Origin of the sequence: Methylobacterium sp. (genome assembly GCF_019745455.1) — a bacterium.
Classification (GTDB): Bacteria; Pseudomonadota; Alphaproteobacteria; order Rhizobiales; family Beijerinckiaceae; genus Methylobacterium.
The window spans coordinates 102,279-122,345 of sequence record NZ_JAIETD010000115.1 but is presented as its reverse complement, the minus strand read 5'-3'; the positions used below and the strand labels follow the sequence as shown (position 1 = coordinate 122,345).

The window sequence follows — 20,067 nt, the reverse complement described above, 5'->3', positions numbered from 1 at the left end:
GTTTTGACCTGATGGCTTTGCGACCCACATTGTAGAGAACCAGCCGTCCTCTTTGTCAGCCTATAATGGCTGGAGCAGCGACACGGCACTTCGTGAGGCCGTCGCGCGCGAGGGAGCCTCGTGGGCGTCCGGCGCCATCGATGCTTATGGGGCGCTGACTGGCGGCGAGCTGGTGGCAGAGGGCTTTGCGGCGAACGAGAACAAGCCAAGGCTCAAGACTTTTGATCGCTACGGGCGCCGAACCGACGAAGTCGAATTCCATCCATCCTACCATCGCCTGATGGAGGCGGCGATGCGGCACGGCGTGAACGGCTTCGCTTGGCGCAATCAAAACCGGGTCGGTGCGCATGTCGCACGTGCGGCGATCATGTATCTTGGGACACAGGCCGACGCCGGCATTTGCTGCCCCATGTCGATGACCCATGCGGCCATCCCGGCGCTTCGCCACGCGCCCGGCCTCGCCGAGAAGTGGATCCCCAAGCTCATCTCGCAGCACTACGATCCTCGCAGCATTCCGATGGAGGAAAAGTCGGGCTGCACCATCGGCATGGGGATGACGGAGAAGCAGGGCGGCTCCGACGTGCGGGCGAACACCACGCGGGCAACCCGTCTAGCGGATGGTAGCTACGAGATCGTAGGTCATAAGTGGTTCTTCTCGGCGCCCATGTGCGACGCCCACCTCGTTCTTGCGCAGGCCGAAGGCGGCTTGTCCTGCTTCCTGGTCCCGCGGTTCCGCCCTGACGGCAGCAAGAACGCCGTTGAGATCCAGCGTTTGAAGGACAAGCTGGGAGACTGGTCCAATGCATCGTCGGAGGTCGAGTTCCGCGGCGCTCACGGTATGCCCGTAGGCAGGGAAGGCCGAGGCATCTCGACGATCATCGAGATGGTGTCGCTCACCCGCCTCGACTGCATGATCGGATCGTCGGCACAGATGCGGCAGGCGACGATCCAGGCAATCCACCACACGCGCAATCGCCGAGCATTCGGCAAACGTCTCGTTGATCAGCCTCTGATGCGCAACGTGCTGGCTGATCTCGCGCTGGAGAGCGAGGCGGCACTGGCGCTCACGATGCGTATCGCCCGTGCGGTCGACGCGAGCGCGAAAGATCAACACGAGGCGGCGCTTGCACGGGTCGCCACCGCAATCGGCAAATATTGGATCTGCAAACGGACGCCGTCGCACGTCAACGAGGCGCAGGAATGTCTGGGAGGCATCGGCTACGTTGAGGAGTCGATCATGCCGCGCCTCTACCGTCAGGCACCCCTCAATTCTATCTGGGAGGGCAGCGGTAACGTTCAATGCCTTGATGTGTTGCGCGCACTGGCGCGTGAGCCGGCGTCTCGCGACGCGCTGTTCTCTGAACTCCGGAGCGCTTCAGGGCTCGATCCTGAGTATGACGCCGTGCTCCGACGGCTTGTCTGCGCCCTCGATGACGCCACGACAATCGAGCACCGGATCCGCTTCGTCGTCGAACAGCTCGCCCTTGCGCTACAGGCTTCAGTTCTGCTGCGGGCCTGTAAGGAGGGCGGAGACATCGAAATCGCGAAAGCTTTTTGTCGGTCGCGATTGGGCGGGAGCCATGGTATCGCGCTTGGCACCCTCGATCCTGAAGCGCCGATCGGCAAGCTGATTGACCGGGCAACCGTATTTGATTGATCGACCGAAGATACTTGATGTCTAGAATGACGCTGAGTTGCATACTGGCGCAACTCGCTGCTTAGTTATCTGTTATACTCATCTTTAAGCCCTGGAGCGTTTTCGGGATCATTAGAATGATATCCTGATGTTGACAATGACTGCTGCGTATTCATCGGGTGTGACAGCGTCGATGGGCGCCCGATGGGAGACCAAAGCCCCTCGACGCTGCGCGGGGCGGCCTTGCGCTTCAGCGCCTCGATATCTTGGTTGGCCGGCCCGTCCAGCACGAACGGCGCGGCGACCCCGGACAGGAGCAAGCTGGCGACGAAGGTCGTCGTCTTCCAATGACCATGCGGCACTGGCGAGCGCAGTCGCCTGCCCAGGGGGAGAGCGCCCGCCCACAGGGGCCATTTCGGTCGAGGTCCAGGTCTTGCTGCTTCGCGCTGCCCGTCGGTTCGTCGAGGAACACGAGGCGAGCAGGATCGGGAATGAGTCGACCCTCGAACCCGGCTTCGCGCGACGCCTTCACGTCCCTCGGTCCTCCTCGGCAGCGTGGGCTGTTCGGCCAAGTCCCTGAAAGCGGACGACCCCAGGCTTGCTAAGGGTCGCAAGCGGGCGCGGCGGCGACGTCAGCGCCCCCTCACCGCGGCCTCTCCAGCTCCCATCTCAGATGCGCGTGCACCGTCGGCCATTCGGGCGCCGTGACGCTGTAGACGCAGGTGTCGCGCAGCGTGCCGTTCGTCATGCGCTGGTGGTGGCGCAGGATGCCGTCGAGCTTGGCACCGAGGCGCTCGATGGCACGCCGGCTCGCCTGGTTCATGACGTGGGTGCGAAACTCCACGGCGAGGCAATCGAGCCGGTCGAAGGCATGCTCCAGCAAGAGGAGCTTGGCCTCGGTGTTGAGGAGCGTGCGCTGGACGCGGGCGGCGTACCAGGTCGATCCGATCTCCACCCGCGGCGCGGCGGCATCGACGTTCATATAGGTGGTCATGCCAACGGGCAGGCCGCCCGGACCGTCGAGGACGGTGAAGGGCATCATGGAGCCTGCTGCCTGGAGGCCGAGGCGGCGGTCGATCTCGGCTGCCATCCCCTCCGGCGCCGGAATAGCGGTGTACCAGAGCCGCCAGAGCTCGCCGTCGCGCACGGCCTCGGCGAGGGCCTTGCCATGGTCATGCGACAGCGGCACGAGTTCGACGTATCCCCCCGTAAGGGTGACGGGCTTCAACGACATCGGCGCACCCTCGCGAAACAGCCCCCTGAGCTTATCCGGAACGCCGTGGGAAGCCGAGCCGCGCATGGGCTTGCCGGGACATCACCCTCACGCCTATGCCCGAAGCCGACCTTGCGGGCGCCGGAGAGCCGCCAAGGCGATGCGAGGCCTCCATCCCATGCCCACCGCTTCCCCTTCGACAGGCCTCGTCGCGTGGATGGCCTCGCACGGCGTTCATTACGGCTGGGTGGTGGCGGGCGTCACCTTCCTGACGATGCTGGTGACCGCGGGTGCGGTCGGCGCGCCGGGGGTCCTGATCCTGCCGCTGCAGCGGGAATTCGGCTGGGACACCGCGACCATCTCGGGCGCGCTCGCCATCCGCCTCGTCTTGTTCGGGCTGATGGGGCCGTTCGCCGCCGCCCTGATGAACCGCTACGGCCCGCGCCGGATCGTGCTCTGCGCCCTCCTCCTCATCACGGGCGGTCTTCTCCTGTCGCTCGGCATGACATCGGCCTGGCAGCTCGTCCTCCTCTGGGGCGTGGTGGTCGGCGTCGGGACCGGGCTCACCGCCCTCGTGCTCGGGGCCACGGTGGCGACGCGCTGGTTCACCCATCGCCGCGGCCTCGTCGTCGGGCTCCTGACCGCGAGCTCCGCCACCGGGCAGCTCATCGTGCTGCCGGCGCTCGCGGCGCTGACCGAAGCGCTCGGTTGGCGCGCCGCGCTCCTCGTCGTCTGCGCCCTCCTCGTCGTCACGGGGCTCAGCGTCCTCGCCCTGATGCGCGACCGGCCCGAGGATCTCGGGCTCCTCCCCTATGGCGAGGTGGCGACGACGGGGGCGCCTCTGCCCCCTCCCCCGAGTGCAGGCGGCGCCATCGCTGCCTTGCGCGAGGCCGCGGCGACGCGGGTGTTCTGGATCCTGTTCGGGACCTTCTTCATCTGCGGCGCCAGCACCAACGGGCTGATCCAGACCCATTTCATCCCGCTCTGCGCCGATTACGGAATCGGGCCAGTTCAGGCTGCCGGCGTTCTCGCCGCCATGGGCGCCTTCGACTTCATCGGCACAGTGGCCTCGGGCTGGCTCTCGGACCGCTACGACAACCGCTGGCTCCTGTTCTGGTATTACGCCCTGCGCGGCATCGCGCTGATGTGCCTGCCCTTCTCCGACTTCTCCATGGTCGGGCTCTCGTTCTTCGCCCTGCTCTATGGCCTCGACTGGATCGCCACGGTGCCGCCGACGGTGCGCCTCACCGCGGCCCGGTTCGGGCGCGAGCGCGCCACCCTGGTCTTCGGCTGGATCTTCGCCGGGCATCAGCTCGGCGCGGCGTGCGCCGCCTACGGCGCCGGACTGTCGCGGGACGTGCTCGCTAGCTATCTGCCGGCCTTCTTCACCGCGGGTGCCCTATGCCTATTCGCGGCCGCCGCGATCATGACGCTGAGGCGGCCGGCTCTCGCGACCCGCTGAACGTCGTCACCCGATGCGCAGGCGGGTGCGCGGCCCGAGCCTTCGCAGGAGCCGCAACAGGTCGGAGCGCGCGAGGGCGACGCAGCCTTCGGTCGGCGGATAGCCGGGCCGGGCGACGTGCAGGAAGATGGCGGAGCCGCGTCCGGGCCGGATCGGCCCGCGATTGTAGTCGATGTCGACGACGAGGTCGTAGAGGCCGTCGCCGCGCCACATCTCCTCGGCGCTCATGCCTGGGCAAGGCAGCGTCACCGGTCGGTTGTATCGCCGGTGCAAGGGCGCATCGCACCAGCCGTCGTACGGTCGCGTCGCTCGGATCGGCAAGCCCGTGGGAGGGCGCGCGGTGAGGTGATCCGGCCGGTAGAACACCTCCCGAAGGCGGAACAGCCCACGCGGGGAGGCACCGTCGCCTTCGCGCTTGACGGTGGCGATGCCGCTTCGGCCGAGCGCGCAGCGAATGACGAGGGGACCGGCGATCAGTTGGCCGCGCCGCGCGTCGGCGATGAGGGGCCGGACCCGAAGGACGGGGAACGTCTTGCGCTTGCGTTCGCGGCTGGGCTTATGGGACCGTCCGGCGGCGAGGGGGTGCGGCATAGGCCGGTCTATGGCCGGAAAAGGCGGGAGGAGCCAGAGCGATCGCGGTGCTGACACACACCTGAAACTTTTCGCGACCGTCTTACGTAAGGGGTCTCGCGCGGGAGCGACAGATTGTGTGCAATCACCTTTTCTCGATGAGCCGACACGATTTCCTCATAGGTGAATTGCCCTACCTAGATAGCGTGGGTGCCTTGGGGAAGAAGGATCGGCACCCATCGACTCGGGCCGACGGAACGCGGTGCATGCGGACCCTCGTCTCGGCTGGGCGATCCTGCGGCGGGTGGCTTGCCGGGTTGCCCTCCACGGACCACACATCATGCGCCTGAGAGTGTTCCCGCCCATGCCGAATGCCTATCGCCTGCTGGTTTGCGACGACGATGTCTCCCTGCGCGAGACGCTGACGGAACAGCTCGATCTTTACGACGAGTTCATCGTCCTGCCCGAGTCCGATGGCGCCTCCGCCATCACGCGGGTTACCACCGACCGCATCGACCTCGCGGTGATGGACGTGCGCCTGCCCGACATGGATGGGCGTGAGGCGGTGCGCGCCATGCGCCGGAGCGGCTATCGCGGCCCGGTGATCATGCTCACCGGACAAGCCTCCGAAGAGGACACCGTCGAGGGTCTCGAGGCCGGCGCCAACGATTACGTGACGAAGCCATTCAAGTTCGCGGTCCTGCTCGCGCGGATCCGCGCGCATCTGCGCAGTCACGAGGCCAGCGAGGACGCGGTCTTTCAGATCGGCCCCTACATCTTCCGGCCCGGCGCGAAACTTCTCGTCGGCGAGCGCGGCTCGAAGATGAAGCTCACGGAAAAGGAGACCGCGATCCTGCGCTTCCTCTACCGCGCCGGTCGCGAGGTCGTGGGCCGCGAGACGCTTCTCGCCGAAGTCTGGGGCTACAACGCCCAGGTGACGACCCATACGCTTGAGACGCATATCTACCGGCTGCGCCAGAAGATCGAGCCGAATCCGGCGCTGGCGGCGATCCTGGTGACTGAGTCCGGCGGCTACAAGCTGTTGCCCTGATCGGGGCGGGAGCCGGAGGAGGCGCTGCAAAGAGGATGCGATCCGGAGGAACGTGACCTGAGGAACGTGACCCAAGGGAGGTCCAGCGGAAGGATCCTTCAAAGCGGCGCTCGACGGCTTTTGGAGTGACCCGATGCAAGCATAAGATGCTAGAGCAGCGTTCTGGATATCTCATCCAGAACGAATCTTCGGCAGACCGATCGGGACAGGGACCGGGAAGGCATTGGGGCTCGACGACGACATCGCCATCCTGGCCGCTGCGCCCCTATTCGGGTTCATGAGCCGCGACGCCCTGCGTCTTCTCTCCTTCGCCGCCGAGAGGCGCAGCCTTGCGGAGGGCGACGTTCTGTTCTCCCGCGATGAGCGGGCCGATGGTGGCTTCGTCGTGATGGCGGGCACGATCGAACTCGTTCCGCGCCAGACGGATGGCGAGCCCGTCACGATCGGCCGCTCCGGCCTGATCGGGCAGCTCGCCCTTTTCCTGCGCGAAGCTCGCCCGACCGAGGCCCGCGCCAAGACCGCGGCGGAGGTCATGCGAATCAGCCCTACCCTGATGCGCCGCGTGCTCGAGGAGTTTCCCGACGCGGCGGAGGCGATCCGCGCCACCCTCGCCGACGACCTTGCGGCGTTCGTCGCCAGCCTCGACGGAGTTCGGAGCAAGCTGGATGCCATCGAGATCGCGGCCGCCAAGCGGAATCGAGCGTCGTAGCACCTCAGGCAGCTCCCGGTGGACGCATCGCCGTCAACCTGTTCGCGGGCGAGTTCCGCGCCATCGGCGAGCCTTGCCTCGACCACGATGAGCGCTACCCCGCTCCGGAGAGTTCATCCGGTTTCTGGGAGGCATCTGGAGGCAGGACGATGTCACATTCCCCGGCGACAGCGACCGGTACGCCCAACTGCACTATGGAGCCGAAGCCGGCCGACCGCAGCCTGAGATCTTCCAGGGCGGCTCGTTGCGGCCAGCCCGCAAGATGCCAGCCCGCGTCTCCGACGGGTACGTCACCAACGGCAACATGCCGTTGGGCATCAAGGCTCGGATCGTCGTCGACGCCCAGCCCGTGCAAATGGCCGCGAGCGCCCCGCCCTTTCATGTCTGGGGCCGAGAGCGTATGCGACGAGGTGACAGGGCGGGACGGCTTTTGTAAGCACGGCCGCGTCGTTCGCCACCGGAAGCTCACATGTCACACGCCGACCTCGCCCAGACCATCGAGACCGCCTGGGAGGATAGGGCGACCATCGATTCCGGCACCAAGGGCGCCGTGCGCGAGGCTGTCGAGACGGCCCTCGAACTCCTCGATTCCGGCAAGGCCCGCGTCGCCGAGAAGGCCGGCGAGGAGTGGCAGGTCAACCAGTGGCTCAAGAAGGCGGTGCTCCTCTCCTTCCGCCTCAACGACATGGAAGTGATCCATGGCGGCCCGGACGGGGCGAACTGGTGGGACAAGGTGCCCTCGAAGTTCGACGGCTGGAAGAAGAAGCACTTCCGCGAGGCGGGCCTGCGGGCGGTTCCGGGCGCCATCGCGCGCCGCGGCGCCTACATCGCCTCGGGCGTCGTCCTGATGCCGTCCTTCGTCAATCTCGGCGCCTATGTCGACGAGGGCACGATGGTGGATACCTGGGCGAGCGTCGGCTCCTGCGCGCAGATCGGCAAGCACGTGCACCTTTCGGGCGGCGTCGGGATCGGGGGCGTGCTCGAGCCCATGCAGGCGAGTCCGACCATCATCGAGGACAATTGCTTCATCGGCGCGCGCTCCGAGGTAGTCGAGGGCGTCGTCGTCGGCGAGGGCAGCGTCCTGTCGATGGGCGTCTATATCGGCGCCTCGACCAAGATCGTCGACCGCGCCACCGGCGAGGTCTTCTACGGCCGGGTGCCGCCCTATTCGGTGGTGGTCTCGGGCACGATGCCGGGCAAGAAGCTGCCCGACGGCTCGCCGGGGCCGGGCCTCTACTGCGCCGTCATCGTCAAGCGCGTCGATGCCGGGACGCGCGCAAAGACCGCGATCAACGAGCTTCTCCGGACCTGAAGGACGGCTTCCCGGAACCGCCTGCGACCGGATACGATACTGGCATGGTCGATCCGGTTCTTTCCGCGCGCAACTTCAGTCTGACCGTCGGCGGGCGGCCGATATCCATGCCCTGCGACGTGGTCGGCAGCGGGCCGGATGCGCTCATGCTGCCGGCTCTGTCGTCGATCTCGGCCCGGTCGGAGATGCGGCCGCTGGCCAAGGATCTGGGCCGCGACTTCCGCTGCCTGATCCCGGACTGGCCGGGATTCGGCAACCAGGCGCGCGTGCGCGTGCCGATGCATCCGGAGACGATGCACGCCTTCCTCGACGCGTTGTTCGTCACGAAGCCCGGACCCTACGCCATCGCCGTCGCGGCAGGGCACGCAGCCCCCTATCTCATCGCCGCCGCACGCCGGCACCAGGGCTTGTTCAAGGCACTCGTCCTCGTCGCGCCGACCTGGCGCGGGCCGCTGCCGACGGCGATGGGGCGGGAGCGAAGCGGGTTGTTCAAGGCCCTACGCCGGGCGGTGGAGCTGCCGCTCCTCGGCGATGCCCTCTACCGGATCAACATCAGCCGCCCGGTGATCGGCCGGATGATGCGGGCGCATGTCTATGCCGACCCCGACCATGTCACGCCGGGGGTGATCGCCGACAAGCACGCCGTGACGCGCCAGATCGGCGGCCGCTTCGGCACCGCCGCCTTCGTGACCGGCGGGCTCGACCCATGCCAGAGCCGCGAGGAGTTCCTGTCCCTCTTCGCCGCCCCCGGCCTGCCGCCCATCCTGGTGCTGCGGCCCGAGCGCGCACCGCGGCGCTCAGGCGCCGAGATGGATGCCCTCGTCGCCACCGGCCGCGTCAGCCGCGAGTCTGTCCCGGGCGCGCTCAGCGCTCACGAGGAATATGCCGGGGAAGTCGCCGAGGCGATCAGGGCCTGGATCTGAGGCGAGCAGACGGTAGGCCTGCGCGACTGTCTGCCGGCAAACGAACGGCGCCTCAGCGTTTGGACGGGCTTAGCGTCCCGAAACAACACCTCGCGGCGCGAGTTGTCGGAACACTCATCATTCCCTCATAGGCGAGGACGTCCATAGGCGTCTCGCGGAAGAAGGAGACGATTCATGGCCAAGGCCGACCGACATTCCATGGGTCCCGGCGCGCAGGGCAAGGGCACCGGAACGGGCGCGATGACCGATCTGCCCGAGGGAATCCTCGAAGAGAACATGGTGCTGAGCAACCGCGACAAGTCGCGGCACGGCGACCAGCGCGGCCTCGACAGCAAGACGGTGCAGACCGAGCAGTACCACGACCATGCCGCGAATCGTGAGCTTCCCGTCGACGAGATCGAACACGTGGCATCGGGAAACACCACGGGCCTCGCCAGCCCGAAGACCGACATGTCGGGAGACGAGAGCAGCCTCGCCAGCCAGAACAAGGGTTGAGGGGAGCATCGAGGAGAGCTGAAACAGCCCATCACGTGCGAGGCGGCGTCAGTCGTCCGACGGACAGAGGAGCGATCTCTCGTGGCACCAGTCGATGACAAGCCGAGCCCGGTGCGGACGAACCGCTACGGCCTGATTGCGGCCGGGCTGCTGTTCCTCGCCCTCGTGGCTTACACGATCTACTTCGTCTCGATACCAGCGCCACTACCGCCGCAATGATGCGAGGCGGAACCAGGCCCCTTCGAGTGGGCTCGGCGCAACCAAGCGATCCGTGGGCCCGACGATGCCCTCGGACCGCAGATAGCAAGCTGAAGGCTTATCCGCCGATAGCGCCGCGCTTGAAGCCGAAGCCGGGCACTTCACAGCCGCAGGGCGCGTTGTAGGGGGCCGGCCGAGCCATGCAATTGCCGCGGGCGGTGACGCAGACACGACCGGCCGGCAAGCCGCCGCCACGCTCATGGCGATCCTCACGATACCGACGCCGCTCGTAGCGATCCTCGTCATAGCCGCGCTGGTAGCGGCGGGGCCTGTCGTCATCATCGCCGCGATCGTACTGGGCCTGAGCCTCGAAGGCCGTGCCGAGGGTCAGGGCGGCTGTCAGAGCAACCGCTCCTGCCAGGATGATGCGCTTCACCGTCGTCTCCAGTCGTTCTTACCGTCGCAATGGACTCATTCGGTAGCAAAACCGACATGAACGGCGTCTGAGATGTACGGCGTGAGCGGGCGTCACAGTTGCCGTGGGCCGGCGGCCTCGCTACCTACGGCCGAACCCTGACAAGCGCCCGACGGGGCGCCCAGCCGGAACGCGACGCCCCCGCCATGGAGCTTCTCAAGCTCGCGGCCCTCGATGCCGAGGACCTCGCCGTCATCTCAGCCCATCTTCAGGATGCGATCCTGCGGGCGGGCGATCTCGCCTATCTCGCCCCGTCGCAACGCTTCGTGCTCGTCGCGCGCCGGTTCGACTGGTCGGCGGCCGAAGGCGAAGCCCCGCGCCGCCGTCTGGCCGGTATCCATTTCGAACGCGTGCTGGCGGTGCGAAGCCGGGGGATCACCCCTGGTGCGAACTCCGATGCGGTCCTCGAACTTCTGGCCATCACCTTCGAGCCGGGCGAAGCCCCGTCGGGTACGGCCACCCTGGTTTTCGCCGGAGGCGCGGCGATCCAGCTCGACCTCGAATGCATCGAGGTGCAGATGAAGGATCTCGGCCCGGTCTGGGAGGCGGAGGGACGCCCCGACCACGCGGCAGCGGAAGCCGGCCGCGCCGTCATCGAAGGACGCAACCCATGATCCGCCTCGATTCGCGTGAGCCCGGCTTCGCGGAGAATTTCGCGCGCTTGCTCAGCGTCAAGCGCGAGATCTCGGAGGATGTCGACGAGACCGTGCGGGGCATCATCAGGGGCGTGATCGAGGGCGCAGACGAGGCCCTCGTGGATTACACGCGGCGTTTCGACCGGCTCGGCGAGAGTTTCGGCGTCTCCTCCTTGCGTGTCACCGAGGACGAGGTCGAGGCAGCGATCGCCGCCTGTCCCGCCGAGGCCCTCGACGCGCTCAAGCTCGCCGCCTCGCGCATCGAGACCTTTCACCGCCGCCAGGTTCCCGAGGACCACCTCTCCACCGACGATCTCGGCGTCACCTCGGGCTGGCGCTGGACGGCGCTCGAATCGGTCGGGCTCTACGTCCCCGGCGGCACCGCGAGCTACCCGTCCTCGGTCCTGATGAACGCGGTGCCCGCCCGCGTCGCCGGCGTGCCGCGCGTCGTCATGGTCGTGCCGATGCCCGAAGGCCAGATGAACCCGCTGGTGCTCGCCGCGGCGAAGCTGTCGGGCGTCGACGAGATCTACCGCGTCGGCGGCGCCCAGGCGGTGGCGGCCCTCGCCTACGGGACGGCGACGATCGCCCCCGTCGCAAAGATCGTCGGGCCGGGCAATGCCTGGGTGGCGGCAGCCAAGCGCCGGGTCTTCGGGCAGGTCGGCATCGACATGATCGCCGGCCCCTCCGAGGTGCTGATCCTCGCCGATTCCCATGCCAATCCGGATTGGGTCGCCGCCGACCTCCTTGCCCAGGCCGAGCACGACGTCGCCGCCCAGGCGATTCTGATCACCGACTCTCCAGAACTCGCGGAGGCAGTCGAAGAAGCGGTGGAGCGCGCTCTCGCGACCCTGCCGAGGGCCGAGATCGCGAGCGCGAGCTGGCGCGATTACGGCGCCATCGTCGTCGTGCGCGATTTCGACGAGGCGGTGCCGCTCGTCGACCGACTCGCCCCCGAACATCTCGAGATCGAGACGGCGGACGCGGAAGGCTTGTCGAGGAAGATCCGCAACGCGGGCGCGATCTTCCTCGGCAGCCATACGCCGGAGGCCATCGGCGATTATGTCGGCGGCCCCAACCACGTGCTGCCGACGGCACGCTCGGCCCGGTTCTCCTCGGGCCTCGGCGTCCTCGACTTCATGAAGCGGACCACCATCCTGCGCTGCGATCCGGATTCGCTGCGCGCGCTCGGGCCGGCCGCCATCGCCCTTGGGCGCTCGGAAGGCCTCGATGGCCATGCCCGCTCCGTCGCCATCCGTCTGAACCTGTGAGGCGGCGATGCCGGACGAGCTGAAGGACGCCAAGGACACCAAGTCCTGCCACCGCCTCGCGGCCGTGACCCTCGACGAGGATTCGATCGGACGCGGCAACCGGGACCAGGAGCACGAGCGCGCCATCGCGATCTTCGACATCCTGGAAGAGAACCACTTCTCGATCCCCGGCAGGGAGGGCCCCTACGCCCTCAACCTCGGCCTCGTCGAAAACAAGCTGTCCTTCGCGATCGCCCGCCAGGGCGGCGAGCCGGTGATGACCCACCTCCTGTCGCTGACCCCGTTCCGCCGGGTGATCCGCGATTACGAGATGATCTGCGAGAGCTACTACAACGCCATCAAGACCGCCTCGCCGACCCAGATCGAGGCGATCGACATGGGCCGGCGCGGCCTGCACAACGAGGCCTCCGAGCTCCTCAGGCAGCGACTCGAAGGCAAAGTCGATCTCGACCACGACACGGCACGGCGCCTCTTCACCCTGGTCTTCGCCTTGCACTGGAAGGCTTGAATGAGTGGCCCTCGACCGGACCCGGTCGAGGGCATCCGCCACAGGCGTGGCGGCGCGCGGTCGCGCTTTGCACCCGCGGCAACCGTCGGGGTTCGTGGGTTATGGAGAGCCGCCCCCTTCCACCGGGACCGAGGTCAGTGAACGGATGGCGGAGGAGGTCGGCCCGGCAAGGAAGAAGCGCGTGCAGTCGGTGCTGTTCATGTGCAACTTCAACGCGGTCCGCTCGCTGGCGGCGGAGGCGATCGCGCGCCACTATTTCGGCAAGTCGACCTATGTCCAATCCGCTGGCGTGCGGGAGGGCGAGCCCGCCGATCCCTTCATGATCGCGGCCCTCGAAGAGATCGGCATCGATGCCTCGCGCCACAAGCCGCGCACACTCGAACAGCTCGAGGAGTGGGAAGGGCTGAACTTCGACCTCATCGTCACCCTGGCGCCCGAAGCCCATCACGCGGCCCTCGAGCTCACCCGCACCAACGCCGTCGACGTCGAGTACTGGCCGACCTCCGATCCGACGATCCTGCAGGAAGCCTCCCGCGACCAGCGCCTCGACGCCTATCGCGACCTGCGCGACGGCCTGATCTTCCGCATCAAGACCAGGCTGAAGGGGTGAGGCGCCTCAGCGAGGTCACCGGGCCGTAGCTTTTCTCCAGGATGCGGGCGACCGCAATCATCAGGGGCTCCACCGTCACGGCCATGTGGTGGCCGTTGGCGTGGATCAGGGTCTTGCCATCCAGCATCATCCCGACATGGCCGCGCCAGAACACGAGGTCGCCGCGGGTCAGGGCGGTGAGGTCGAGAGGGAGCGCGGTGCCGAGGCTGGCTTCCTGCTGGTCCGCGTCGCGCAGGCAAACGATGCCCGCCATCGACAGGCAGAGCTGGACGAGACCGGAGCAATCGAGACCGAGGCTCGTACGCCCGCCCCAGAGATAGGGCGTTCCGACGAGGCGCTCGGCGGTGCCGACGAAATCCGGGGCGACGCGCTCCAGCGGCACGCAATGGCCGGCATGGACGAAAGCCTCCCGGATGAAGATGCCGTCCGACGAGATCCCGCCGGCAAGCCGAAGATACTCGCCCTCCTCCCCTGCCACCGCGATCGTCGCGCCGAGCCCAAGTTGGCCGAGGATCGGCCGCTTCAGGTCGGGAGCCGGATAGGCGAAGGTTCGAAGCGCCGCGACTCGGTGAGTCGGCGCCGGGTCCATCGCTCCCAAAGCGGCGCTCGGCAGGTAACCGACATAACCGTCGGTGCCGAGCTGGACGAAGGAGAAGCCCTCCCACTCCTCGTAGAGCGTGACCGGCTCGCCCATCTGCGCCTCGGTATCGAGCCCGGCATCCCGGCCGGGGCCCCGCCTCAAGGGAGCGGAGCCGGCGACGACACGGCGTGGCTCGCCCTCGACGTAGCGGGCAGCCTCGACCCGGCCGCGCAACCGGCTATCGGCGAGATCGGGCCGGGCGACCATGAGGCGTCGGTCGGTGGTGGTCAGGGGATCGAAGGCCATGGCGCGACTATCCGTGACCGGCGCGGCCTCGGCAACCGGCCTTGAGGTGTCGAACAACTCGCGACACGGCGACGCAGGTTTGTGCCTAAAGTGGCGCCATGGTCCGGCCGGCCTGCCCTGCCGAAGAGCGGGCTTGCCCGATAGGTGCCGTGAAACGAGTCAGTGGCCGGGCATAAACCACGATGCGGAGGGGCCGCGTGCATCGTGTGCAATGCACAAAACGGCCGAGACGTAGTAGGCTCAAGGCCATGATGAGTGCGAGCCGTGCCGTGAAGAAATCCCCGAAGTCGTTCCAGGATCTTCCGCCGATTCGGGTCCGCCGCGAGCCGCCCACGATTCCCGAGGCCGTGGCGGCCGCGCAGGATCTCGCCGACGAGGTCGAGCAGCAGGTCGAGATCGCCGCCGGCCTGATCGGCCTGTCCCTCGACGAGGTTCGCCCGCACGTCATCGCGGCCTCGAAGGCCAAGCCCGAGCGGCAGCCGGAGCGCATCCTGAGCACCGGTACCCAGAACCGCCCGCCGCGCACGGTCATCGTCGAGCGCCGCACCCGGCCGCCGGTGATCGTCGAACGCCGCGGCCGTCCCCTCGACCCGCGGCGCTAAGACCCGGTCACCAGGCCAGCGTCTCGCCCTTGTAGTCGATGTAGACGCAGCCGCCCTGGCCGAGCCGGGCCTCGATCGCATCCGCCATGCCGGTGACGCTGGTGGCGATGTCGAGATCGGCCTCCTGCCCGCCCATCTCGGTGCGGACCCAGCCCGGATGCATCAGCACGGTTGCGAAGCCGTCCTCGGCGTGCCGCAGGGCGAAGCTGCGCACGAGGGTGTTCAGGGCCGCCTTGCTGGCGCGGTAGTTCTCCCAGCCGCCGCTCTCGTTGAGGGCGACGCTGCCGAGCACCGAGCTCATGAAGGCGAGGAGTCCGCCGGGCGCGAGCGTATCGCGAAACGTCTCGGCGAAGCGCACCGGGCTGATCGCATTGGTGAGATAGACCTGGGCGGCAACCTCGCGGGGGACCTCGTGCAGCGGGTCGTGGGCCTGCGTCGCGACGCCGGCGACGACGAAGACGAGGTCGAAGTGTCGGCCGGAGAGCCGGTCGTGCAGGGCGGCGACGGAAGCGTCGTCGTCGATGTCGGCGGTCTCGACGTCGAGGGCGTCGGAGGCGATGGCCGAAAGGCCCTTCGAGGGCGAGCGCTGGGTCGCGGTGACGGACCAGCCGCGCTGCAGAAAGGTCTCGACGAGGCCGAGACCGAGGCCGCGCGAGGCGCCGACGATGAGGGCGGATTTCGGGGCGTTGGCCATGGGAGGTATCCTTGGGGAGCCGGGTTCAAGGTCCCGACTCAGGCTGAAGTCGGGCACCCTCGGGGTGCCGGCAACGCCGCATCGCGCGAGGCAGGTGCGGCGGCGCACCGGCGCTCAGTCGGCGGTCTGCACCGTCCAGGTCGCGTGGCCGATCCCCTTGGCGCGTTCGAGCTCGGCGACCACGGCGTCGAGTTCGCGCGCCTCGACCGCCGTCGCCACCAGGGTCGCCACCACCTCGACGGTGTCCTCGCCGCGCTCCACCACCTCGATCCCGCCGACGGGGTAGTGCGCCGCCTCCAGGCGCTCGACCAGGAGGTCGCGGGCGGGGCCGGCGCCCTCGGCCGCCACCGTGACCTGGACCTCGTAGGTCGCTTCTGTCTGGCTCTCGTCGATGGGGACGCGGTTGATGGCGTTGACGAGCGGCCGGAGCAGGGTGTTGCCGGCGAGCACCGCGCCGGTGACGAGGACGGCCTCGACCGGCAGGTCGGCGCCCGCGAAGGCACCGACGGCGGCCGAGCACCAGAGCGTGGCGGCGGTGTTGAGGCCGCGCACGTTCATGCCCTCCTTCATGATCACGCCGGCCCCAAGGAAGCCAACCCCGGAGATCACGTAGGCGACGGTGCTCACCGCGCCCTTCGAGCCTTCGAGCCGCATGCCGAGATCGACGAAGGCGGCCGCCCCCAGAGCCACGAGGACGTTGGTGCGCAGGCCCGCCGTGCGCTGGCGATACTGGCGCTCGGCCCCGATCAATGTGCCGAGGCCGAAGGCGACGAGTAGGCTGAGGGTGGAATTGAGGGTCTCGGGGAGGGCGGATGGCATCAGGCTCGTCATCCCGCCTCCTTCACGATTGCCGGTGACGTCAGGGTGACGTTCCCCTAGATGAAAAGCCAAGTTGGCGCACGGGCCGGCGCATCTTTGAGCCAGGATCGAACCCCCATGAAGACATTTCTCGTCGTCACCGTCGCGCTTCTCGGCCTCGGTCTCGCTCCGGCATCGGCCATGAGCTCATCGGCCATGAGCTGCTGCGGCGGCAAGGGCATGATGTGCGGCAAGGAGGCCAGGATGGACATGAAGAAGCCTGCCTCGTCGATGCGAAAATCGGCCAAGAACTCCTGCTGCTGCGGCAAGATGGCGATGGGCTCGTCGGGTCACGGTCACCACGGCATGACGCCGAAGCCCTGAGGCTTCAGCTGCGCAGGAATCCGGTCGAGGCGTCGAGCGTCGCGGCCGGGTTCTCTTCTGCGAGGAAATGGCCCGAGGCGACCTGCGTGCCGACCGCGCCTGGCGCGAAGGTGCGTGTCCAGGCGGCGAGCGCCGTCTCTTCGGTCTGATCGAGATAGCTGTCGCCGGTGAGGATCAGGACCGGGCAGGAGATGGTCCTGCCGGCGGACAAGTCCTCCTCGTCGGCCGTCCGGTCATGCGTCGCACCGGCGCGGTAATCCTCGCAGGACGCCCGGATGCGCGAGGGCTCGTTCCAGCTCTGGCGATAGAGGTGGAGGGCGCGCGGATCGAAGGGGTCGAGGCTCTTGGAACCGGACCAGTCGCGCAGCAGCCCCTCGTAGTACGTGATGGGGTCGCGCCCGATCGTAGCCTCAGCGTCTTGGCTGGCAAGGAACCGCCAGTGCGAGAAGGCGCTCGGGCGCGCCTCGATCCGCTGCCATTGCACCAGTGTCGGCAGGATATCGAGGAGGACGAGGCGCGCGATGCGGCCGGGCTCGTCGAGGGCGAGACGATAGCCGACACGGGCGCCGCGATCATGGCCGGCGAGGGCGAAATGGACGTGGCCGAGGCGCTCCATGATCGCCACGACCTCCCGCGCCATGACGCGCTTGGAATAGGCCAGGCCATCGCCCACGGGCGCCTGCGACCAGCCATAGCCCTTCAGGTCGAGGCAGACGACGCGGTGGGTCTTCGCGAGGGCCGGCGCGATCCGGTGCCAGCAGGCATGGGTCTGCGGGAAGCCGTGCAGCAGAAGCAGCGGGGGCGCTTCCTCGGGGCCGCCGATCCTGGCAAAGAAGCGGCCGTCCGGCGTGTCGATCCAGCGCGAGGCAAAGCCCGGAAACAGATCCGCGTTCATCCATCCTCCTCCCCGATCCGGATCAAGCCGCAGTCTTCGGCATCGATCCCGCCGGAGCCTGCTGCTTTTCCGAGAAAACAGCAGCAGGCTCGAGGTCTTCACTTCCGCATGATGTTTTCGTGAAACCGGATTCCGTTTTCCCGCATCATGCTCTGGCGGGCAAAATGACCGACGCGCTTCGATCGCGCGCAAGCGGGATTGACGGAGCCCCCGAGGGGCAGGCACACCCGGAAACATGAGGGTCGACTAAGAACCCCGATCGAGGAGACGCTTGTGATGAACACGACCATCAGAGCCATCATCGCGGATCGGTGCTCGTGAGCGGCGCCGCCCTGGCCGAGCGTCCGACAGCACCCGCCCGCGCGGTCGATGCCGCCCTGCGTGGTCGCATCCTTGCTTTGCGCGATGGCCTCGAACACGGGCTGATCGGCTGCACCGGCCTCGTCGAACGCCTGCTGATCGGCCTCCTCACCGGCGGCCACCTCCTCATCGAGGGCGCGCCCGGGCTCGCCAAGACCCGCGCGGTCAAGCGCCTGTCGGACGGGCTCGACGGCAGCTTCGCCCGCATTCAATGCACCCCCGACCTGATGCCGGCGGATCTGACCGGCACCACGGTCTGGCGCCAGGATGCCGGGACCTTCGAGTTCCTGGCCGGCCCGCTGTTCCACTCGCTTATCCTCGTCGACGAGGTCAACCGCGCCCCGCCCAAGGTCCAGTCCGCCCTCCTCGAATCCATGGCCGAGGGCCAGATCACCGTGGCGGGCATCACTCATCCCCTGCCCGATCCCTTCATGGTGGTGGCGACTCAAAACCCGATCGAGCATGCGGGCACCTTCCCGCTGCCCGAGGCCCAGCTCGACCGCTTCCTCCTCCATTTCGTCGTCGAGATGCCGGACGAGGCCTCCGAGCGGCGCATCCTCGACCTCGTCGAGGGCGAGTTGAACCACCATGCCGAGGCGATGCCGGTGAAGCTTTCCGTGGAGGAGATTCGGGCGGCCCGCGAGGCGGCACTCGACGTCTACGTCTCGCCGGCCCTCAAGGATTATCTCGTCAGGCTCGTCGCCGGTACCCGTACCGATGCGGCGGCGCCGGACCTGCGCGCGGCGATCGAGCACCCGGCCTCGCCGCGTGGCACCCTCGCGCTGATGCTCGCAGGCAAGGCGCGAGCCTATCTCCACGGCCGCGACCACGTCATCCCGGAGGATGTCGCCGATCTCGCCGCAGACGCCCTCGCCCACCGCATCGGCCTGACCTGGCGGGCCGCCGCCGAGGGTCAGACCTCGCGAAAGATCATCCAGGGGCTGGTCCAGCGGGTGCGGGCGCTCTGAGCCTCGCCATGGCATCCACGGCCGCGCCCGATCACGCCAACGACACCCATCCCGGCATCCACCTCTCCGGCGAGGTCCTGATGGGGCTGCGCCACCTTGCGCGGCGGGGCGTCTCGCCGGCCACCCGCACCCTGGCGGGCCTGCCGGGCGGCATCGTCACACGCCGGCGCGGGCGCGGCTCGGAGCCCGACGACGTCCGGCTCTGGTCGGAGGGCGACGATCGCCGCCACATCGACCGCAACGCCACCGCGCGCACCGGCATCCTGCATGTGCGGACCCATCACGACGAGCGCGACCGCGCCGTGGTGCTGCTCGCCGATTTCCGGCCCTCCATGCTGTTCGGCACGCGCCGGGCCCTGCGCTCGGTGGCGGCGGCCGAGGCGCTGGTGCTGCTCGGCTGGCGCATCGTCGGCGATGGCGGTCGTGTCGGACTCGTGGCTGCCTCCGGCACCGAGCCCGTGGTTGTCCGGCCGGCCGGTGGCGAACGGGCGATGACGGCGGTGACCGGCGCCATGGCGCAGGCCCATGCGGCGGCACTCGACCTCACGGGGAACGGCGACCCTCCTCTGACGCCGCTCCTCACACTCGCCCAGGGCCTGCTGCCCTCTGGCGGGCACCTCGTCATCGGCAGCGCTCTCGATGCGCCCGGCGAGGATTTCGACCGGCTGCTCACGGTGCTGGCCGAGCGCCTCTCGATCCGCTTGATTCTGGTGAGCGACGCCTTCGAACGCCGAAGGCCGCCGGGCTTCTATCCGTTCGCGACGCCCGACGGCCGGCGCGGCACGGTTCAGGCGGCCCGCTCGGCAAAGCCCACCGAGCCCGGCATCGACGAGCGCCTTGCCGACTACGCCCGCCGCGGCATCGAGGGCCTGCGGCTCGACGTGGAGGCAGGCCCCGAATCCTACGCGCCCCTGATGGAGCGTCTCGATGCGGTTCTTTGAGGAGGCGTGCCGGTGACGCAGGCACCGATCGGCCTCGAAAACCTGCGCGGCATCCACCTGCCGACCGGGTCAGCCGGCGCGGTCCAGGGCGAGATCGCCCTCGCCATCGCGCTCGGCTTCCTCGCCGCCCTCCTGGTCGCCGCAATCGCCTGGTGGCGCCGCCGCCGCTCGGCGAGTCTCCGGCGCATCGCCCTCGACGAGCTCGCCGCCGCACGGGGCCTGCCGGCCGAGGCGCGGCTCGTCGCCCAGGCTCGGCTGCTGCGCCGGCTGGTGCGCACGATGCGGGGCGAGGGGGCGGCCGACGCCAAGGGCGCGGAATGGTCGGCGACCCTCGACCGGATCTTCGCGACGACCTTCTTCAGCCAGGGAGCCGGCCGGGTCCTCGGCGAGGGCCTCTACCGGCGCGAGCCCGCCGATCCGGCGGCGATCGATGCGGAACTCGGCCGCCTCCTGACACGGATCAAGGCCTGA

The 20,067-nt window shown here is 68.3% G+C and carries 24 protein-coding genes and 2 pseudogenes; 18 read left to right on the top strand and 8 right to left on the bottom strand.

From position 1 onward, the window contains the following. Positions 1-28: 28 nt before the first annotated feature. Complete coding sequence (locus K2Y56_RS20725) at positions 29-1,657, top strand: isovaleryl-CoA dehydrogenase (RefSeq protein WP_292512122.1); 1,629 nt, start codon at positions 29-31, stop codon at positions 1,655-1,657. Positions 1,658-1,768: 111 nt separating this feature from the next. On the opposite strand, the pseudogene K2Y56_RS20720 reads toward K2Y56_RS20725, so the two are convergent. Together K2Y56_RS20720 and K2Y56_RS20715 are read right to left on the bottom strand one after the other, a co-directional pair. Further along, positions 1,769-2,203 (bottom strand): annotated as a pseudogene (locus K2Y56_RS20720) (hypothetical protein); the annotation flags it as partial. A 76-nt stretch (positions 2,204-2,279) separates the two neighbouring features. Next, on the bottom strand, positions 2,280-2,870 hold the full coding sequence (locus K2Y56_RS20715) for a GNAT family protein (RefSeq protein WP_292512084.1): 591 nt from the start codon (positions 2,868-2,870) through the stop codon (positions 2,280-2,282). 157 nt (positions 2,871-3,027) lie between these two features. Between K2Y56_RS20715 and K2Y56_RS20710 the strand changes: the two genes are divergently transcribed. After that, positions 3,028-4,311, top strand: a complete 1,284-nt coding sequence (locus K2Y56_RS20710) for an MFS transporter (protein WP_292512081.1) — start codon at positions 3,028-3,030, stop codon at positions 4,309-4,311. Between the two features lie 6 nt (positions 4,312-4,317). Here K2Y56_RS20710 and K2Y56_RS20705 read toward each other — a convergent pair whose 3' ends face one another. After that, a complete protein-coding gene (locus K2Y56_RS20705) occupies positions 4,318-4,902 on the bottom strand; it encodes a L,D-transpeptidase family protein (RefSeq protein WP_292512077.1) in 585 nt (194 codons plus the stop codon). Positions 4,903-5,245: 343 nt separating this feature from the next. Here K2Y56_RS20705 and K2Y56_RS20700 point away from each other — a divergent pair, with 343 nt between their 5' ends. From K2Y56_RS20700 to K2Y56_RS20670, 7 genes and pseudogenes are all read left to right on the top strand, one after another. Beyond that, the gene (locus K2Y56_RS20700) at positions 5,246-5,932 is read left to right on the top strand and encodes a response regulator transcription factor (protein ID WP_292512120.1); all 687 of its coding nucleotides are present in this window, start codon (positions 5,246-5,248) and stop codon (positions 5,930-5,932) included. A gap of 223 nt (positions 5,933-6,155) precedes the next feature. Next, positions 6,156-6,641, top strand: coding sequence for a Crp/Fnr family transcriptional regulator (locus K2Y56_RS20695; protein ID WP_292512075.1), 486 nt, complete (start codon positions 6,156-6,158; stop codon positions 6,639-6,641). Between the two features lie 20 nt (positions 6,642-6,661). Next, positions 6,662-6,972, top strand: a pseudogene (locus K2Y56_RS20690) (LLM class flavin-dependent oxidoreductase); the annotation flags it as partial. Positions 6,973-7,110: 138 nt separating this feature from the next. Then, entirely contained in the window at positions 7,111-7,953 is an 843-nt protein-coding gene (dapD, locus tag K2Y56_RS20685) for a 2,3,4,5-tetrahydropyridine-2,6-dicarboxylate N-succinyltransferase (RefSeq protein WP_292512073.1), read from the top strand. A gap of 44 nt (positions 7,954-7,997) precedes the next feature. After that, the gene (locus tag K2Y56_RS20680; RefSeq protein WP_292512070.1) at positions 7,998-8,876 is read left to right on the top strand and encodes an alpha/beta hydrolase; all 879 of its coding nucleotides are present in this window, start codon (positions 7,998-8,000) and stop codon (positions 8,874-8,876) included. A 174-nt stretch (positions 8,877-9,050) separates the two neighbouring features. After that, positions 9,051-9,371, top strand: a complete 321-nt coding sequence (locus K2Y56_RS20675) for a hypothetical protein (RefSeq protein ID WP_292512067.1) — start codon at positions 9,051-9,053, stop codon at positions 9,369-9,371. An 81-nt stretch (positions 9,372-9,452) separates the two neighbouring features. Next, positions 9,453-9,590, top strand: a complete 138-nt coding sequence (locus K2Y56_RS20670) for a hypothetical protein (protein ID WP_292512064.1) — start codon at positions 9,453-9,455, stop codon at positions 9,588-9,590. Between the two features lie 97 nt (positions 9,591-9,687). On the opposite strand, the gene K2Y56_RS20665 is transcribed toward K2Y56_RS20670, so the two are convergent. After that, positions 9,688-9,996, bottom strand: coding sequence for a hypothetical protein (locus K2Y56_RS20665; protein ID WP_292512118.1), 309 nt, complete (start codon positions 9,994-9,996; stop codon positions 9,688-9,690). Between the two features lie 194 nt (positions 9,997-10,190). Between K2Y56_RS20665 and K2Y56_RS20660 the strand changes: the two genes are divergently transcribed. From K2Y56_RS20660 to K2Y56_RS20645, 4 genes are all read left to right on the top strand, one after another. Continuing rightward, entirely contained in the window at positions 10,191-10,658 is a 468-nt protein-coding gene (locus K2Y56_RS20660) for a DUF2948 family protein (protein WP_292512115.1), read from the top strand. Then, positions 10,655-11,950 (top strand): histidinol dehydrogenase, encoded by a 1,296-nt coding sequence (gene hisD / locus K2Y56_RS20655; RefSeq protein ID WP_292512061.1) that lies wholly within the window; start codon positions 10,655-10,657, stop codon positions 11,948-11,950. Before K2Y56_RS20660 ends, hisD begins: the two co-directional genes overlap by 4 nt. A gap of 7 nt (positions 11,951-11,957) precedes the next feature. Continuing rightward, complete coding sequence (locus K2Y56_RS20650; protein ID WP_292512057.1) at positions 11,958-12,458, top strand: UPF0262 family protein; 501 nt, start codon at positions 11,958-11,960, stop codon at positions 12,456-12,458. Between the two features lie 145 nt (positions 12,459-12,603). Then, the gene (locus tag K2Y56_RS20645; protein WP_292512054.1) at positions 12,604-13,068 is read left to right on the top strand and encodes a low molecular weight phosphatase family protein; all 465 of its coding nucleotides are present in this window, start codon (positions 12,604-12,606) and stop codon (positions 13,066-13,068) included. Here K2Y56_RS20645 and K2Y56_RS20640 read toward each other — a convergent pair. Next, entirely contained in the window at positions 13,046-13,954 is a 909-nt protein-coding gene (locus tag K2Y56_RS20640) for an NlpC/P60 family protein (protein ID WP_292512051.1), read from the bottom strand. The two genes, K2Y56_RS20645 and K2Y56_RS20640, sit on opposite strands and share 23 nt — an antisense overlap. A gap of 248 nt (positions 13,955-14,202) precedes the next feature. On the opposite strand from K2Y56_RS20640, the gene K2Y56_RS20635 reads away from it, so the two are divergent. Next, positions 14,203-14,556 carry a hypothetical protein gene (locus tag K2Y56_RS20635; RefSeq protein WP_292512048.1) on the top strand — a complete coding sequence of 118 codons (354 nt, stop codon included), beginning with the start codon at positions 14,203-14,205 and terminating at the stop codon, positions 14,554-14,556. A 7-nt stretch (positions 14,557-14,563) separates the two neighbouring features. Here K2Y56_RS20635 and K2Y56_RS20630 read toward each other — a convergent pair whose 3' ends face one another. Then, positions 14,564-15,250: an SDR family oxidoreductase gene (locus K2Y56_RS20630; protein WP_292512045.1), complete on the bottom strand. Its 687-nt coding sequence runs from the start codon at positions 15,248-15,250 to the stop codon at positions 14,564-14,566. Between the two features lie 114 nt (positions 15,251-15,364). After that, positions 15,365-16,081: an MgtC/SapB family protein gene (locus tag K2Y56_RS20625; protein ID WP_292512042.1), complete on the bottom strand. Its 717-nt coding sequence runs from the start codon at positions 16,079-16,081 to the stop codon at positions 15,365-15,367. Positions 16,082-16,186: 105 nt separating this feature from the next. Here K2Y56_RS20625 and K2Y56_RS20620 point away from each other — a divergent pair, with 105 nt between their 5' ends. Then, positions 16,187-16,432, top strand: coding sequence for a hypothetical protein (locus tag K2Y56_RS20620; RefSeq protein ID WP_292512039.1), 246 nt, complete (start codon positions 16,187-16,189; stop codon positions 16,430-16,432). A 4-nt stretch (positions 16,433-16,436) separates the two neighbouring features. On the opposite strand, the gene K2Y56_RS20615 is transcribed toward K2Y56_RS20620, so the two are convergent. Beyond that, complete coding sequence (locus tag K2Y56_RS20615) at positions 16,437-17,327, bottom strand: alpha/beta hydrolase (RefSeq protein ID WP_292512036.1); 891 nt, start codon at positions 17,325-17,327, stop codon at positions 16,437-16,439. Positions 17,328-17,644: 317 nt separating this feature from the next. Here K2Y56_RS20615 and K2Y56_RS20610 point away from each other — a divergent pair, with 317 nt between their 5' ends. Genes K2Y56_RS20610 through K2Y56_RS20600 form a run of 3 tightly spaced genes read left to right on the top strand, consistent with a single transcriptional unit; the run spans position 17,645 to position 20,067 of the window. Further along, on the top strand, positions 17,645-18,655 hold the full coding sequence (locus K2Y56_RS20610) for an AAA family ATPase (RefSeq protein ID WP_292512033.1): 1,011 nt from the start codon (positions 17,645-17,647) through the stop codon (positions 18,653-18,655). Positions 18,656-18,663: 8 nt separating this feature from the next. Next, on the top strand, positions 18,664-19,596 hold the full coding sequence (locus K2Y56_RS20605) for a DUF58 domain-containing protein (protein WP_292512029.1): 933 nt from the start codon (positions 18,664-18,666) through the stop codon (positions 19,594-19,596). Positions 19,597-19,608: 12 nt separating this feature from the next. Continuing rightward, entirely contained in the window at positions 19,609-20,067 is a 459-nt protein-coding gene (locus K2Y56_RS20600) for a DUF4381 family protein (protein ID WP_292512026.1), read from the top strand.

What these genes read in the sequence shown, in the direction of transcription:
- K2Y56_RS20700 (WP_292512120.1), top strand. Translation starts at nt 5,246, where the DNA reads ATGCCGAATGCCTATCGCCTGCTGGTTTGCGACGACGATGTCTCCCTG.
- K2Y56_RS20615 (WP_292512036.1), bottom strand. Translation starts at nt 17,327, where the DNA reads ATGAACGCGGATCTGTTTCCGGGCTTTGCCTCGCGCTGGATCGACACG.
- K2Y56_RS20715 (WP_292512084.1), bottom strand. Translation starts at nt 2,870, where the DNA reads ATGTCGTTGAAGCCCGTCACCCTTACGGGGGGATACGTCGAACTCGTG.
- K2Y56_RS20635 (WP_292512048.1), top strand. Translation starts at nt 14,203, where the DNA reads ATGATGAGTGCGAGCCGTGCCGTGAAGAAATCCCCGAAGTCGTTCCAG.
- K2Y56_RS20650 (WP_292512057.1), top strand. Translation starts at nt 11,958, where the DNA reads ATGCCGGACGAGCTGAAGGACGCCAAGGACACCAAGTCCTGCCACCGC.
- K2Y56_RS20630 (WP_292512045.1), bottom strand. Translation starts at nt 15,250, where the DNA reads ATGGCCAACGCCCCGAAATCCGCCCTCATCGTCGGCGCCTCGCGCGGC.
- K2Y56_RS20705 (WP_292512077.1), bottom strand. Translation starts at nt 4,902, where the DNA reads ATGCCGCACCCCCTCGCCGCCGGACGGTCCCATAAGCCCAGCCGCGAA.
- K2Y56_RS20625 (WP_292512042.1), bottom strand. Translation starts at nt 16,081, where the DNA reads ATGACGAGCCTGATGCCATCCGCCCTCCCCGAGACCCTCAATTCCACC.
- dapD (WP_292512073.1), top strand. Translation starts at nt 7,111, where the DNA reads ATGTCACACGCCGACCTCGCCCAGACCATCGAGACCGCCTGGGAGGAT.
- K2Y56_RS20680 (WP_292512070.1), top strand. Translation starts at nt 7,998, where the DNA reads ATGGTCGATCCGGTTCTTTCCGCGCGCAACTTCAGTCTGACCGTCGGC.
- K2Y56_RS20605 (WP_292512029.1), top strand. Translation starts at nt 18,664, where the DNA reads ATGGCATCCACGGCCGCGCCCGATCACGCCAACGACACCCATCCCGGC.
- K2Y56_RS20620 (WP_292512039.1), top strand. Translation starts at nt 16,187, where the DNA reads ATGAAGACATTTCTCGTCGTCACCGTCGCGCTTCTCGGCCTCGGTCTC.
- K2Y56_RS20710 (WP_292512081.1), top strand. Translation starts at nt 3,028, where the DNA reads ATGCCCACCGCTTCCCCTTCGACAGGCCTCGTCGCGTGGATGGCCTCG.
- K2Y56_RS20640 (WP_292512051.1), bottom strand. Translation starts at nt 13,954, where the DNA reads ATGGCCTTCGATCCCCTGACCACCACCGACCGACGCCTCATGGTCGCC.
- K2Y56_RS20660 (WP_292512115.1), top strand. Translation starts at nt 10,191, where the DNA reads ATGGAGCTTCTCAAGCTCGCGGCCCTCGATGCCGAGGACCTCGCCGTC.
- K2Y56_RS20645 (WP_292512054.1), top strand. Translation starts at nt 12,604, where the DNA reads ATGGCGGAGGAGGTCGGCCCGGCAAGGAAGAAGCGCGTGCAGTCGGTG.
- hisD (WP_292512061.1), top strand. Translation starts at nt 10,655, where the DNA reads ATGATCCGCCTCGATTCGCGTGAGCCCGGCTTCGCGGAGAATTTCGCG.
- K2Y56_RS20675 (WP_292512067.1), top strand. Translation starts at nt 9,051, where the DNA reads ATGGCCAAGGCCGACCGACATTCCATGGGTCCCGGCGCGCAGGGCAAG.